The organism is Parabacteroides sp. APC149_11_2_Y6, assembly GCF_054506995.1.
Window position 1 is genome coordinate 3,918,961 of sequence record NZ_CP173709.1, and the last position, 15,881, is coordinate 3,934,841.

The 15,881-nt window shown below is 44.4% G+C and carries 11 protein-coding genes; 8 read left to right on the top strand and 3 right to left on the bottom strand.

Annotation, left to right across the window (positions count from 1 at the left end):
* Positions 1–10 precede the first annotated feature (10 nt).
* The 3 genes from ACGE0T_RS16285 to ACGE0T_RS16295 all read left to right on the top strand — a co-directional run bounded on the left by ACGE0T_RS16285 (position 11) and on the right by ACGE0T_RS16295 (position 4,211).
* Positions 11–1,897: a toxin-antitoxin system YwqK family antitoxin gene (locus ACGE0T_RS16285; protein WP_459187654.1), complete on the top strand. Its 1,887-nt coding sequence runs from the start codon at positions 11–13 to the stop codon at positions 1,895–1,897.
* A gap of 150 nt (positions 1,898–2,047) precedes the next feature.
* A complete protein-coding gene (locus ACGE0T_RS16290) occupies positions 2,048–2,554 on the top strand; it encodes a DoxX family membrane protein (RefSeq protein WP_459187655.1) in 507 nt (168 codons plus the stop codon).
* Positions 2,555–2,558: 4 nt separating this feature from the next.
* On the top strand, positions 2,559–4,211 hold the full coding sequence (locus ACGE0T_RS16295) for a Gfo/Idh/MocA family oxidoreductase (protein WP_459187656.1): 1,653 nt from the start codon (positions 2,559–2,561) through the stop codon (positions 4,209–4,211).
* 764 nt (positions 4,212–4,975) lie between these two features.
* Here the strand turns inward: ACGE0T_RS16295 and ACGE0T_RS16300 are convergent.
* Both ACGE0T_RS16300 and ACGE0T_RS16305 read right to left on the bottom strand, forming a co-directional pair.
* The gene (locus ACGE0T_RS16300) at positions 4,976–7,075 is read right to left on the bottom strand and encodes a TonB-dependent receptor domain-containing protein (protein ID WP_459187657.1); all 2,100 of its coding nucleotides are present in this window, start codon (positions 7,073–7,075) and stop codon (positions 4,976–4,978) included.
* A gap of 90 nt (positions 7,076–7,165) precedes the next feature.
* Entirely contained in the window at positions 7,166–7,390 is a 225-nt protein-coding gene (locus ACGE0T_RS16305) for a hypothetical protein (RefSeq protein WP_459187658.1), read from the bottom strand.
* 361 nt (positions 7,391–7,751) lie between these two features.
* Here ACGE0T_RS16305 and ACGE0T_RS16310 point away from each other — a divergent pair, with 361 nt between their 5' ends.
* The 5 genes from ACGE0T_RS16310 to ACGE0T_RS16330 all read left to right on the top strand — a co-directional run bounded on the left by ACGE0T_RS16310 (position 7,752) and on the right by ACGE0T_RS16330 (position 13,788).
* Positions 7,752–8,819 (top strand): tyrosine-type recombinase/integrase, encoded by a 1,068-nt coding sequence (locus ACGE0T_RS16310; RefSeq protein WP_459187659.1) that lies wholly within the window; start codon positions 7,752–7,754, stop codon positions 8,817–8,819.
* Positions 8,820–9,381: 562 nt separating this feature from the next.
* Complete coding sequence (locus ACGE0T_RS16315) at positions 9,382–10,179, top strand: DUF6261 family protein (RefSeq protein ID WP_459187660.1); 798 nt, start codon at positions 9,382–9,384, stop codon at positions 10,177–10,179.
* Between the two features lie 84 nt (positions 10,180–10,263).
* Positions 10,264–12,159 (top strand): InlB B-repeat-containing protein, encoded by a 1,896-nt coding sequence (locus ACGE0T_RS16320; protein WP_459187661.1) that lies wholly within the window; start codon positions 10,264–10,266, stop codon positions 12,157–12,159.
* 88 nt (positions 12,160–12,247) lie between these two features.
* Positions 12,248–12,526 carry an HU family DNA-binding protein gene (locus ACGE0T_RS16325; protein ID WP_459187662.1) on the top strand — a complete coding sequence of 93 codons (279 nt, stop codon included), beginning with the start codon at positions 12,248–12,250 and terminating at the stop codon, positions 12,524–12,526.
* A 53-nt stretch (positions 12,527–12,579) separates the two neighbouring features.
* Positions 12,580–13,788, top strand: coding sequence for a M12 family metallo-peptidase (locus tag ACGE0T_RS16330; protein WP_459187663.1), 1,209 nt, complete (start codon positions 12,580–12,582; stop codon positions 13,786–13,788).
* A 182-nt stretch (positions 13,789–13,970) separates the two neighbouring features.
* On the opposite strand, the gene ACGE0T_RS16335 is transcribed toward ACGE0T_RS16330, so the two are convergent.
* On the bottom strand, positions 13,971–15,635 hold the full coding sequence (locus ACGE0T_RS16335) for an AMP-binding protein (RefSeq protein ID WP_459187664.1): 1,665 nt from the start codon (positions 15,633–15,635) through the stop codon (positions 13,971–13,973).
* Positions 15,636–15,881 lie beyond the last annotated feature (246 nt).

Sequence of the window (15,881 nt, forward strand, 5' to 3'; positions counted from 1 at the left end):
AAATGCCAAAATGAAAAAGGCTTTGATATATGGTTCTGCATTACTGTTTTCATCGTGTGGCGGAAAAAGCGGAGGAGTTTCGCAGCCTTCTCCCGTAAAACAAGAGACACAAGAAAAGATTCCGGACAGACTTTCGTCTGTTACTTCGGAACCTTTTTTTATTGACTATTACAAAGGGAGTGATTGGATTACTCCCGATACGCTTTCCGCTGTATTGCAAAAAGAACCGGAAGCATCTTCTTTAAAAAACTATATACCCGATAGTATTTGTAGGAAACAAGTTGACGGGGTGGAACGCTGTTTCTACGAAGATACATTGATGAACGGTGCTTATAGCCACTTGTATTTCCTGCCAACCGATGCTTTCGTATCCGAACCCTGTTATTCGGTAGCTGTTTACAAAGACGGGATTAAAAATGATACAGTGAACCATTACAGCCATTTTTACCATTGCCTGACAAGCCGTAAGATCACCCTCGACAGTATTCGTGAAGTTTATCAATCTTATCATACCAACGGACAGCCCTATATTTTTTACCAGGCCACGCGGGGCAAGCTCGATGGGGTACGCCAACGGTGGAACTTTGATGGAAAGCCTGATTGGTTCGAACATTATAAAGACGGGGAACTCCACGGGGAAGAGATGAAATGGTATCCGAACGGACATCTGCTACTGGTTAACCATTATATTGATGGTAAGGAAGTATATCCAAAGGAATACTGGTATTCTACAGGAAATGATTATTATTCCAATGAAGCTCCTGACCGTTACGAGTATAAATATCAGGCATCAGAAGGTCTCCCTTCCTACTACATTGAAGAATCTTATGCTTTGGAGAACGGCAAGAAAAAATATCTCTTTGAGCGGAAGTATTTTGAAGAAAATTCCGACGAACCGATATACTACACAGGCGGCAGATATGATTCTGTAAAACGTGATATAGCGACTATCGGCTCTCAGAAGCGACTGGAAATAAAGAATTACTCCGATGGGCGGCTGCTTCGTTTCGAGAGTTATCCATACTCGGAGAAAGGAGCGCCGGGTGTCATGACTGAAAGTTATTCGGAAGAAGGCAATCTGATAGAAAAGAGTATGTACGACTATCATAGCGGGCACATGATACCTTTGCGCATCTATAACAGTAGAGGGGCGGACGTTAAGAAGATTGAATTTGCGGAATACATAAATCTAAAAGCGGACAGTTGCAACAAACGACTTGATTCCGGTAAAAATCATTATACAAATAGTAAAGACAAATTGTCCATACATTGGGAAAGAGGGGAGCTCTCATTATTGAATTCTCAAATGAAGGAAGATGAAGACGGATTTAAAGAATGGTATTATGATGGTTATCAACCTGACTTCGGTCTGCATTTCTTTCATTATTCGGGCTACGAAAGTTGGGGCTATTTCGCGATGAGCCATACTACGGGAGAAGTTTACGAATATCGCAGCAGAGATATTCCTTTGTTCTGTGGAAAATCCGGTCTTTTCCTTGTTGTCGATGAAGATCCGTATGAAGGATTATGCTGTGTGCGTATCTATCAAATACTTTCCGAAGGACGCCTGGCCGAAGTTGCCGTACTCGACCGGGGAGGATTTAACTTTAGCGAAGTTGATTTGAAAGATTTTATCTGGATAGGTCAAAGTTCATTCATAGCAAAGAAAAAGACTTTTGAGGATGAACTACAATACGATTTTTACGGTGAATGTACAGATAGTTGTTTGGAAGAGTACATTAAACAGGGTTATCTGCAAGAAGACGAGAATGGATGGGGATATGTGCAAGTTGATCTTCGTCCTGACGCCTTGCAGACCAGGCAGGAGGTTCCATCTTCACTGGAGGTTATTAATATGATGAATGCATGGGTCACATCATTATGCAATTCCGATTAATAAGATCACGCGGTTTCCGTTGGCTTCATTCCGTTTTTGCCATATATCCTAAACTCTCTGTTTTTCAAACTGATTGTTTCTTTTTTCTCCATCTTGCATTTTTATATTATATTTGTTGCATATCTTAAAATATGAAACAAATAATATGAAATGACACAAAAAGATTCTTACTCTGCAATGCAGTTGACTGCAATGGTTATACTGCGGTTATTCATTGGCTGGCATTTTGCTTACGAAGGATTGGTGAAAATCCTGAATCCGAAATGGACCTCGCTTCCTTACCTTCTCGATTCTAAAGGCTTTATGTCTGATTTTTTTGCCGGACTGGCCAGCGACCCGGCGATGATGAACATGGTAAACACACTGAATGAATGGGCTTTATTGCTAATCGGGCTTGGACTGATTACAGGTGCTTTCAGCAAACTCTCTTCTATTGGGGCTATGATATTGCTTGCGTTTTATTACCTCTCCCACCCTTCATTTATCGGAGCACAATATATGATGCCGTTTGAAGGCTCTTATTTATGGATAGACAAAAACCTGGTAGAAATGGCGGCATTGGCAGTACTGCTGGCTTTCCCCACTTCCCATATTATCGGGCTGGACCGCTATCTGAAAAAAGCGATACCTCTATTGTCTAAACTCAAATTAATGTAATATCATGGCTACAGAAAACAATAATATACCGAAGGATAAAGAAAATAAAGGACCACAATCAGAAGGGCGCCGCAATGCCTTGAAAGCATTAGCGACGATTCCGGTATTAGGAGCATTGGGATACGGAGTCTACAAGAAGCAGACATACGACAAACAATCGAAAAGCTTAGGCAGTTCTTTTAAATTCAATAAGGAGCATTATATGATTCCCGCCCAACCGGATGGGAAAAAAATTCGCATCGGAATGATCGGATTCGGTATCCGCGGCAAACAGTTGATGCGTGCAGCCGGTTTTGCCGAACCATCGTGGATTGACGGCCTGATTGAAGGTGCAAAAAACGACAGTAAAGACAAACGTTATGAACAATTCCTCCAACAGGATGACCTGAATATCGAAGTAACCGGCGTATGTGATATTTTTGATGTATATGGCGAAGCAGCTGTACTGGCAGCTTCCAATATATATCGTGAAGGTTCGAACGGTAAATTCGGCAAACGCCCGAAACGTTACAAAACCTATAAAGAATTATTGGCGGCAGACGATATCGATGCCGTTATTATTGCAACCCCCGACCACTGGCACAGCACCATGGCAATGGAGGCAGCCAGAGCAGGAAAGCATGTCTATGTCGAGAAACCTTTATCATGGACAGTTCCGGAAACATATCAGGTACGCCAAGTGGTTAAAGATACAGGCATAGTATTCCAGTTGGGCCACCAGGGACGGCAGACAGACAGTTATATCCGCGCAAAAGAAATTATCGATAAAGGTTTGATTGGCAAAGTATCGTTAATCGAGGTTTGTACCAACCGCAACGACCCGAACGGAGCTTGGGTATATCCGCTGATAGATGGGGCTTCTCCCGACACAATCGACTGGAAACAGTTTGAAGGGCCCGAAGAACGCATTAAAGAATATACCGACTACATGACATCAAACAACCTGCAACGGTATATAGGTCCGGATGCCCGCGACAAATTCAGTCTGGAACGTTTCTTCCGCTGGCGTTGCTGGTGGGACTACAGTACAGGTCTGAGCGGCGACTTGCTGACGCATGAGTATGATGCCATCAACCAGATATTCGGTGTAGGTATCCCCCACTCGGCTACTTCTTCCGGCGGCGTTTATTTCTTCAAAGACGGACGTACGGTACCTGATGTATTACAAACCACTTTCGAGTTCCCCGACCGGGATATGACCATGTTGTATAGTGCAACACTGGCAAGCAACCGTCCACGCGGCAAAGTGATTATGGGACATGATGCCCAGATGGAGTTGTCCAACACGATTACTTTGAAAGCAGACCCTGCTTCCGAAATCTATAAAGAAAAGATAGACAAAGGCATCATCAAACCGAACGAACCGTTCTACACGTATGTGCCGGGACAGAGTTCTGTGGATGCTATCACATCACCTACCGAATTATATTTTGCCCAACGCGGCTTGCTTTATACCTATGTAAGCGGTAAGCGCTATGATACGACTCACTTGCATATCCGTGAATGGCTGGAATGTATCCGTCAGGGTAAACAACCGAGCTGTAACATTGATGCTGCGTTTCAGGAAGCCATGACTGCCCATATGGGAACACATGCTTATCTGGAAGGACGTACAATGTATTGGGATAAAGAAAAAGAAGAAATAGTAAGAGGATAAACCTCCTTTTCAGAATAAACAGAAAGGTGTACCAAAAGCCCGTCAGGACATTTTGGTACACCTTCTTTCTTTTTCACAAAGTTATCATTTCAGGGCTTTAAGTGACATATTTATCAAATCTCCCCCTTTTTACTAACCGACCATCTATACACACGGTCTGTTTCAGGAAGAAACCGGCTCTTTTTCAGGATAAATAGGAAGAAATTCTATACTATCCGGTACCTTTTCACATTTACCCGGAAGGTATTTTCAATTAGTAGCGGTACTAATTCCAACTGTCTGCGCATAAAAAAGCAATAATCCGCGCGGCAAAACACCTATGTTTTAACTTTAAAGCATATATGTTTCGAAATCAAAACATATATACTCCGTTTTCAGATGTTATTGAGCATGACTACAACTCTGGAATGGTTCAAAAATCAGACCAGACGCAGATATTAAATAGATTATTATTCCCTTGGAAACAAGACTATATGATTAGACGCGGATGACGCAGATAAACGCGGATTAAGAGACGTAAAATATGTATTAATCCGCGTTTATCTGCGTCATCCGCGTCTAATAAAAATTCCCGCGTCATATCAATTCGCAAGAACTGCGTCATTTTCAGTAACAAACAGGCAAATCCCAACTCTGCGAGAACAGCGTATTTCCAATCTATCCCGAAGGGAGGCCCATACAAACAAAGCAGAGACGGGGTGTTTTGTCATTCTGTCATTTTGATAAAATGTCCGTATTCTCAATATCCAGCCCGGACAACTCTCCTACAAATTATAAGTCAGCGTCAACCAGGTTACTTGTGCATCCCGGTTGCGAACCTGTGTCATCTTCAACGCTTCGGTATCGACAATCGTTGTTTCTTCCAAAGTATTGAAGATATTGTTAATACTTACATTGGCACGGAGTTTCCGTTGGAAGAAATATTGGGACAGACCCGCATTCACGCTGGAACGATGTTTAATTTTTCCTTGTGGAGTCAACTGGTCGGATACATAGAAACCATCTATTTGCAATTCCGTAGTTGGAGTGATAGTTATATTTACGCTCCCTTTGACATCCGCACACACCATCGATTTCTTTTCATCATACCCGATCGAACGTCCGTCAATCTCATCACGATACACATTTCCGGCAAAGCCGATTGCCAACAAACGTACCGGACGCCACGTACCCGACAGTTCAAATCCTAAGGCCTGGCTATGGCCTATATTTTGTTTCTGCCAGATTTCAACGCCTTTTGCATCTTCCCGCAGTACATCCATAATACGGTTCGATTTATTACGATAATACAAGCTCGGGCTCAAACTGAATGTCCGGTTTGTAAACAGATAGGCCAACTCCAGAGAATGAATCATTTCATCTTTCAAATCAGGATTTCCCTGGCGGATATGAGTAGCATCACTTTGGTCGACAAACGGGTTCAGGTCTGCTCCATAAGGACGGATCGCACGTTGGATATAGCTCAACGAAAATTCTCCACCTTTCTCCACATGATAGGCAAACTTCGCTCTCGGATAAACACGGAAGCGGGAGGTCGTTTCATCATACGGTACTTTATCTCCGGTATTCTCATTCAAAGTTGTTTTAATATTCTGCCAGTTTAATTCACCCTGGACACCTACCTCTGCCGTAAAAGGATTCCATTTCTTCACAACGGAAGCATACAGAAGATTTGTACGACGGTAGAATTGGTATATATTTTCTTTCTGTATATCCGGTCCCCATACGCCACCTGTTTTCTTATTGCCTCCGGCATTGTATTTCTCATCTTTAAAAGTACCTATATAGCCTGCGTTAAACGACCAGTCCTCATCAAACATCTTACGGAACGCTCCGGATACATAGTAAGTATTCTTATTCTGATGGATAGCATAGTTGTCTTCTGCTATAATAGCTCCGGTTTCGGGCTTTTCATTCTGGTAGTCATTCCCTTCATCATAACCGAAATTATTATAGTTGAATACAACACTCAACTGATCCCGTGGATTACTGAAAGTATGGTTCCAACGAGCTTCGGCAGCATAGGCTTCCTGCCGTTGGTCATTATAACGGTGGCGGAACATTACCGGTTGGACGGAGCCATCGCTTGCCAGCTTTCCATTATTTATTTTACCGTAACGGCTATAATCCATCAAATAATACAGCCCGTATACGGAAATCAGGTCATTGGCACTCAGTTCATAACCGACATTCAAATCTGCCAAATGCACATCCGGCCTTGCTGCCGCATTATTATTCATTACGGTTGTTCCCGATTTATTGGTAGTTGTTTTACTGAACGTACGTTTACGGAACTCACGACGATAATTATATTTTCCAACAATATGGAATCTCCCGGGATGCAGGTTCACTACTGCCCCGGCATTATAGCGTTCCTGAAATCCCGCACCTACATTCAATTGCAGCGGAGAATCGCTTTTACGGTATAAAGCAGAAGACAAGTTTAGCAACCCGGCATCCCCGTCCGGAATCAATTCAATGGAAGGCATCGATGTCATAGACAAGCGGTTAAAGAACGAAGCCGGAAGTTGAATCAGCATATCCCCGCTATTCTCCTCCATCAATCCGTAAGGGACTCCATTTATCAATAAACCGGGATGGTTCGATCCACGGTAAGTAATGCCTCCCTCTATATCTGTTATTACAGAAGGCAGCAAACGGAAAGCATCCGCTGTTGTTACGGTTATGCTGCTCAGGTTTTCATCCACCTGCATCCGCTTTACTTCTCCCCCGCTCAATCCGCCAAAACGTTTTCCCTGGATTTGAATCGTATCCAAAGATAAGGTCCTGTCGACCGGAGTCTGTGAAAAAGAGGGCAGGCAGAATAAAGCAAGCACCGGAAGGATTAGGGTAATATGTCTCATAAATTATAAGTATTGTATATCGGTTTATAAACAAAAAAAGTCTGTATGTTATGCGCATACAGACTGTCCTTCTTCACTGTTTACTGAATATTATTCAGCAGGAGCAGCTTCAGTTGCCGGAGCTTCAGTAGCTGTAGCTGTAGAATCAGCTTCAGCAGGAGCAACTTCTTCAACAGCTGTTTCTTCAACAGCAGGAACTACTTCTTCAACTGTAGCAGTTTCTGCTACTTCTTCTGTAGATTCTGCGGATTTGTTTCCACAAGATGCGAATGAAACAGCTGCGATAACAGCAGCAAATGCAACTAACTTTTTCATTTTGTTCTTAATTTAAACGGTCTATAATATCTTCGTGTTGTAAAACGATGCAAATGTATGTATTAATTATACATGTTGTACAACATAAAGTATTTTTTTTTGAACTTTTTTTAAAGCTAAATACAAGCTGCTGATTATCTGAACCCTTTATTATAATCCATCCATGAGTCTCATGTCGACATTCGAACCGGAGGATGCGGGGACATCTTCCGGTTTACTTTTTATTTTTTTCATACAGCCATTGTTTTTCAAATTCAAGGCCTATTTTAGAATACTTCCCCTATGCCCCACCCCTCTTCCACTGTCGTGAAAAGGGGCTATCTTTATACCTTTTTGATACGATTTTATATATGTAATACGAATGGGAAAAAAGAAAAGGGAAAGACCTACAGGGAAAAGAGAATTGATACTATTGGAAGAATGGTTAAATTGTTTGGCGGCAAGGGAGCGTGCCGCCGGCCATATGCATACGGCATCCAATTATGAGAGCGCCTTGAGCTCGGTACAAAAGTATTTGGGAGCGGATGCAGGAAACTTCCTCCTTTCGGAGGTAGTGCCGGATTGGGTAGAAAGATATGCAGTCTACCTGAAAATGCAGCAGGGGCTGAAAGCGGGCAGTGCAAACTGCTATTTCCGTAACCTGCGTGCCATATATAACAAAGCAGTGAAGGAAGGGATACTGCCACCCTCGGCTATCCCTCCATTCCGCGGGGTGTCCATTCCGGTACCCCCTACCGCCAAGCGCACGCTGTCGGCAGAGGATATGCGGAAAATAACAGAGGCAAGATTGCCGGAAGGGACGCCGCCCCACACTAAAAACAATCTGGCCCGTGCACGGGACATCTTCTTGTTTCTCTTCCATGCGCGCGGCATGTGCTTTGTAGACGTGTTCAACCTCAGGAAAGAAAATGTACATGGCGACTATATCGGTTACAGCCGCAGTAAAACAGGAGTGGCATTGCAAGTTAAAATAACCCCCGAGCTGAAACTGTTGATGGAGCGTTACGAGGATGCCGACAGCCCCTACCTGTTTCCTTTCCTTCGCGAAAAGCTTCGCGGCAGTGGCAGCGGTATCTGCTGTAAATCCGCCCTCAGGCGCACCAACCGGTACCTTGGGAAATTAGGAGGCATGCTTGGCATCAGCAATCTGGTCACCACCTATTCGGCACGCCATACCTGGGCATCGCTTTTAGAATCGTGCGGGGTAAATACGTCGGTCATCAGCCAGGGATTGGGGCATAGCTCCGAACGGGTGACGCGTATCTATATGAAAGGCATGCCTTCGCATGTGCTGGATGGGGCAAATGAGCAGATGTTGGACTGTTTTTTACGTGGGCAAAAGAAAAAAGAAAAGGAGATAAATAAAAAATGTCCCCTTCTTTGTAAGAAAGGGACATTCCATATTTTCAAGTCTGCCTTTTTATTGTAAATCAAGGCTTATATGGCTGCAAATGTACAAGTTATTCCGACAAAAACAAATTATTCCGGTAAAAATGTAAAGAAACGCTAATGCATATTATTTAATAAATAACTTTCTAAAAGATTGATTTTATTTAGAAGTTGACTCTTAATATCCTGAATTTCAGCAAGGAGTGCATTGTCTTTATCCTTTGTCCCTTTCTTACAAAGAAAGAGACAATACTAAAGGGTAACAGATTAGATAATGACAAAGACGAATCCTCAAACCCCACTAAGGGTATTGCTGAAGATTTTGCTGCTATACACGGCTGTATTTTACAGACAGCCGCGTGTTGGGGCCCGGACAGGTGCATCCCATTCCGCAGGCATGCGAAAACAGGACATAGCGCCATTTTACACCGGCGGATGCATAAAAAAGCGCAAAAAACGCCTCCGCATCCCTGCGAAACTACAAAATAGCACTATAAAACACCTTCGCATGCCAACGAAAGCATCAAATAGTGCTATGTCCTGCTTTCGCATGCCTGCGGAACAATTCCCGGTTATTAAATATCTTCTAAAACTTTATTCACATGGCTAAAATTCAAACAATTCCCAAATCAAGGTTACGAAACAACGAATGGCTGGCAACAGGACGGGCCATCGAACAGCAAATCCAAGCAGCAGGTGCCGCTGCTTTAGGCGTAACCGCTCCCTTTGAAAATTTCAAAAGTGCACTGCAGGCTTACGATGACAGCCTGGTCAAACTATCCAAAAGTGCGCTGACCGCAGAAATGGGGACCGCCGACAAAAAACGAGACTCCATGCAATCCGCTATCCTTGGCCAGATACGCACCTTTGCCAACCATTTCGATGCCGACAAGCAAACGGCGGCAAAACGCCTGATTCCTTTTGCCGACAAATATAAAAATACAACCCAACTGAGCTTTAATGACCAGACCGGCATGACGGAAAACTTTATACAAGCAGCCGAATCCGATGCCATGAAAGCGGATTTTGAAACCCTCGGGCTGACCGCATGGATTGGCGAACTCAAAATAGCGAACGCCCGATGCGCCGCCCTCTCCGATGCACGCCGTACAGAATCCGGCTTGCGCAACACCCCGCAGAAATCTGCCGAAACCCGCCCGGCTTTTTACGCGGCCTACGATGCACTGGTGGGAGCCCTGAATGCGCTGGCCCTGGTGAACGGCGACGGCAAATACCTGGAACTCTTCACCTGGTGGAACGCCATGATAGACGAATACCGCGTATCCGTATCCCTGCGCCTCGGAAAAGGCAAAGGCGGAAAAACAGATGGCGGAAGCAGCAACCGCCCCAACCCCGATGCCGGAGGCGGAAGTGACGGGGACAAACCGGAGGAGCTTTGAAAGTTCCACTCCCCATAAATGTGTTTTCAGGATTATACGTCCTGATTTATATATTAATTATTAACAACTAAACAAACAGTTAAAATGAAAAGAACATTATTACTATTACTGTTATTAACAGTAGCGTTTTCAAGCTGTAAAAAGGATGACCCTGTAATTGTAGAATACACGGTGTCTTTTGAATCCAACGGAGGCAGCGGCCTGTCTCCCGTTAAAGTACCCGAAGGGGGCAAAGTGACCAAACCGGGCGACCCGATCAAAGAAGGTGAGACTTTCCTCGGCTGGTATAAGGAAACTGCTTTTACCACTGTTTGGGATTTTGAGAAGGATGTGGTTACTCAAAACCTTTCCCTGTATGCCCGCTGGGCCAAACCGGAGCAGCAGGTTTATACCGTAAGTTTCGAAACGAACGGCGGTAGCGAGGTGGCTCCGTTGAAGGTCATTGAAGGTGACAAGCTGGCCAAACCCACCGACCCTGTTAAAACGGATTGCAGTTTCCTCGGTTGGTATATTGATGCCGCGCTTACTGAAGCATGGCAGTTCAATACGTATACCGTAAAAGGGAACCTGACGTTATATGCCCGCTGGTCTAATCCGGGTGAAGTGGTTTATACGGTATCTTTTGACACGGATGGAGGCAGTGAGATAGAAGCAGTATCCGTTTTAGATAAAGAGACAGTGCTAAAACCTGCCAATCCTGAAAAAACAGGTTTCGAGTTTAAAGGCTGGTATTCCGATCCTGAGAAAGTAACGGTGTATGACTTTGAGTCTCTTGTTACTGCCGATATTACTTTGTATGCAAAATGGTTGAAATCCGAAGTAGCCTTAGTCGATTTTAATGTATCTGAATTGGCTGCGAACGGTATAGAGTGGGATGCTGTAACCAAGACGCTTGATATAACAAATGCGACCGGCAGTGCTACCCTTTATTTTAATGTGTCAGGAGTTTCTTCTGTAGATGTTAAACCAATCCACGCATATGACACACATGCTAAATCTATCGGAGGTGTCAGCGTGTTGGACGATATGGTAATAACAGGCGCAACAGTAGATGGCAAGATTGGTATGGAAGTCAAAGTCCCCGTTCAGGATAAAAATTTGAGAGTACCTTTGGATGTGTATGTAACGATCAGTGACGCCGGTAATGCGGGTAAACCAGAAATCATCACCATCACGAGCCGCCCTGATTATAACGGAACAGGTATCCAGCCTGTCATGATGAAAACAACAGATGATAAATTAGTCTTCTGGGCTCCGGTTAATGCGGAGGCAAAAGTAATGCCTGAAAAGGTATCATCGGATGCCAATACCGATATAACCGAGTCTTGCGGTCAGTTATTCCAGTGGGGCCGTAAGTTTGGTTTTGCTGCAACGAATAAAGCTTCAACGACTGATGCTGAGAAATTCGATGGTACAACCGATCCGTTAGGTTTTCCAAAAGGTCAGGGTGCCCTTGCTGAAATGAGCAAATGGGATGGCAAGTTCATCTTTAGTAGTTCTTCTACTCCAAATACCCAGTATAACTGGTTACTTTTTAATGAAGATGGCAGCGACAATCCTGCCAATACTGATATGGTTGATGGCGAATGGTATCAGAAATTGTGGAATAAAGGTACTGAGGATGCTCCTGTTAAAACCGAGTACGATCCTTGCCCAGAAGGTTGGCGTGTTCCGACCCTTACAGAGTGGAAGGCTATTGGTGCCGGTACTACTTTACCTACTGAAAGTTGGGATGGTACCAACAAGTTACTGTCCATCGCCGGTGCCGAAAGTGGTCAGAAGCTCATTTTGCCTGCTGCGGGCAACCGTCTCAGCAGTTCCGGCGCTTCCAGCGGTCAGGGTAGCAACGGCTACTACTGCTCGTCGTCGGTTCCGTCAGGCAGTGTCTACGCGCGCAGCGTGCACTTCGGTAGTGCCTCGCTGAACACGGGCACGGGCACCCGTGCCGGCGGGTTCTCGGTGCGTTGCGTCCAAGAATAAGAAAGGTCGGCGAATTGCCGACCGCATTCGATTGCCGCAACCGGGTAAAATCCGGCTATTGCGGCAATCTGATATAATAATAAATAATATGAATAAAACAGAATTGGCAAAACGGATATCTGAACGGATGTCTTTACCTTATCAGGAGATAATCTGTTTTCTGGAAGCATTCCATGCCGAACTGGCGGAAGTCTTCAGGGAAGAAGAGCGCCTCATAATTAAAAGCTTCGGCACATACTCGCTTTGGAAGCAGGCCGGACGCATGGGGCGTAATCCGAAAAACGGGAAGATGTATATGATACCTCCACGCATAAGCCTGAAATTCAAACCGGGCAAGGGACTGCTTGAGCGGTTGAATGAAGAGTAGGCTCCCCCGCAGGTATCTTTGTTGGAAAATTAATTAATAGAAAGGAATTTATTATGAAAAAAGTATTGTTGGCGGCAGGCATCCTGCTTGCACTCTCGTCTTGCAGCAAAGACGACCGTCTTATACCGAATGGGCCGGAACAGGCTGCGGCACCGGTCCGTATCGACCTCCGTACCCTGAATTATGAGGGCGTGATGACGCTCCTCTCCGAACAGACTTCATTAAAAGAGGTGACGTTTACGGACGGGGAGTTCACCCGCACCGTGCCGGAACTGGTGGCTTCGGAAAATCTGGACCCCGACCAGGCGGAATTGTTGGTCTTTAACTCGTCCAATCCCACCGATTCGGTGGAACTGGCCGTTTCGCCCGAATATGTTGCGGTACGGCTTACGGCGGACAGCAAGCTCCTTGCTTATCTTTCTTATGCGGACGGCAGGCAACAGGCAGAGGTGGCCGGTTTGTATGGACAGATAGCCCCTGCCACCCGCAGCGGCGACCCCCTGATGACGCGCAGTGCAGACAATAACTCCCTCCGTCTGGACCTTAGCGGCATACGGGAGGAAATGAAAGCCGGCAACGTGTACGAACTGCCTGAAAAGGAGCTTCAATACCACTCGCCTGTAGCTACCCGCGGCTTTTTCTCTAATCAGTACAAAAAGGTGACGCAGATTTTTAAACCCGCACCTGCTCCTGCACCTGCGCCTACTCTCAAAACACTTGCTCTCAAAACACCTACAGTCAATATTTATTTGCTCCGTGAGAAGGGTAGCAATCCACTTACCCACGAAATGAACTGGCAGGTAAATGACGCGATCAGCGCGTTGAAGGATGTACAGGGAAATGTAAAGTTCAATGTGAGTATCCTGAACTGTGATTTTAAGGGGTCAAGCAATAGCAAAGAAACGCTACCGAATTTCCGTACCTGGGTGAACAACAGCCAGTACAAAAACACGAACGGCATTTTTATATTATGCCGTTGGGGGGGCTGGAGCGATAATACTTTAGGCCGGGCTTATCTGAGGGATTATAATGTGAACAACGATGAGAAAGCCTATGGCATATCCTGTACCAATGCTTTTAATTGTTATACTATGGCCCATGAAATAGGACATATTTTTGGGGCAAATCACGTAACAGTAAAGTGGTATCAAATGTGGAACTCTGATGTAATGACGGTTCAAGATTTTGATTGGATAAGCAGCGGCAAACACAAAGACAATGCGAACCGGAAAGAAATCAAGAAAAGGTTGACACTGAATTAATACATCCGGTTGTAAACGTTCCATCTTATAAAAAAATGCCGGCCCTTTTTCCCTGTGGATGGGGAAAGAGGGTCGGTTTTCAAAACCTGGTAACTAAAAATAATCATTTTTTCGGAAAGAGGAAATACTCTTTTTATTTCAAACCGGCAAATTTAAACAGGCTCTCAACAAAATCTCAAATATCAATAATTTGCGTACAAATATCTCTTGATACTCTTCTTGGGAGTTTTCTCAAACTCGGTAGGATACAACTGGAGTTCGGAGACAGACTCGTAAGGAGCCAATAGTTTGTTCAATTCAATACGGTTCTGTTCCATGATAACCGGAAGGTCGGTATGGGAGATACCTGTTCCATCCACTGTATCATAGTCCGGATACACCAATCCTACCAACTTTCCGCCTCTTTCGATAATGATACTTTCCATTACAAAAGGAAGGTTGTTCAGTTTTGATTCGATTTCTTCCGGATAAATATTCTGTCCGCTCGGGCCAAGAATCATCGTTTTGCTACGTCCACGAATATAAATGCGGTTGTTTGCGTCGATTGTTCCCAAATCGCCGGTACGCAACCAGCCATCTTCCGTAAAGACATTACTTGTCGCTTCCTGGTTCTTATAATATCCCTTCATCACGTTTTCACCCTTAACCTGGATTTCTCCCACCGTATTATACGGGTCATCGGAATCGATACGTACCTGCATAATGCCTTTCAGTACCTGGCCGCAAGAGGTCGGGACATATTCCGCATTATTATCATAACTGATCAACGGGCCACATTCGGTCATTCCATAACCGATTGTAAACGGAAATTTAATCTTATATAAGAAATCCGCTACTTCCTGGTTCATTGCAGCCCCTCCTACAATTACTTCCCGGAAAGCTCCACCCATTGCATTTACCAGATGCTTACGGACCTGGGCATAGATACGGGAATCCAGCAAAGGAATATTCAAGGCAAGTTTCATAGAGGTCTTGCTAAGCTGCGGAAGGATCATCTTCTTATATATCTTCTCCAAAATCAAAGGAACGGTCAGAATCAAATTCGGCTTTACTTCCTCAAATGCCTTCAACAGGATTTTAGGAGACGGCACTTTTCCCAATAAATACACATGGGCACCTACAGCCATAGGCACCAGGAAATTGAAAGCACAACTATACGCATGAGCCAACGGCAGGAAACACAATTCCTTATCTCCCTGGAATAATAAATCCAGTGTCTTGGCATAAGTGACATTACCGGCAAGGTTATTCCCTGTCAGCATCACTCCTTTACTAAAGCCTGTTGTTCCTGATGTATAATTCAACAAAACAACTTTGTCGTTATCCAGCTCCGCATATTTAATATCATTCTTAGAGAAGCCATTCGGATATTTCTCAATCATCTTCTCATCCAATGCTTTCATTAATTTCTGGATGCTTTCGCCATCGCGCTGATGCAAGCAGCGGAAATCATTTAATGAGAATACCCCGCGAACCTCCTCTATCATATCTTCTTCCAGCGAATCCCAGATACGGTCGCTGACAAACAGAAAGACGGATTCCGAATGATTGATTATATGATGTACATCATTCGGGCTGAAATCCTGCAGGATGGGCACAATAATCGCTCCGTAAGTGACAGCAGCCATATAAACAATGCACCAACGCGCACTATCTTTACCAATTAAGGCAATCTTATCTCCACGCCGTATCTGGCACTCTTTAAACAGTATATGGATACGGGCTATTTCGGTAGCTACATCTCCGAATGTGAAGCTGTTTCCTTTACTATAATCGGTAAGTGCAGGAAGGCCCCAATTCTTCTTGAAACTCTCCTCATAGATTTTGATAAAATTCTCTTGTATCATATAGCACATTGTCTTGTTAAGTGTGCAAAAATACAGACTATCTGACAAATACACAACAGGTAAGCGGAGTTTAACCTGTTCCTCCCGTCTTCTCAGCCGGTTTCTTACCTTTCATCAAGCAGCCACTCACCAAAGAGCAATCGCTCAATCTCAAGCGGAACACACTTATTCCCCGTTGGGCAATAGATGCAGGAAAATGATGAGAATCCGGTTATCATCCTGGCCGAGCGATAAGAAGGCAGAACT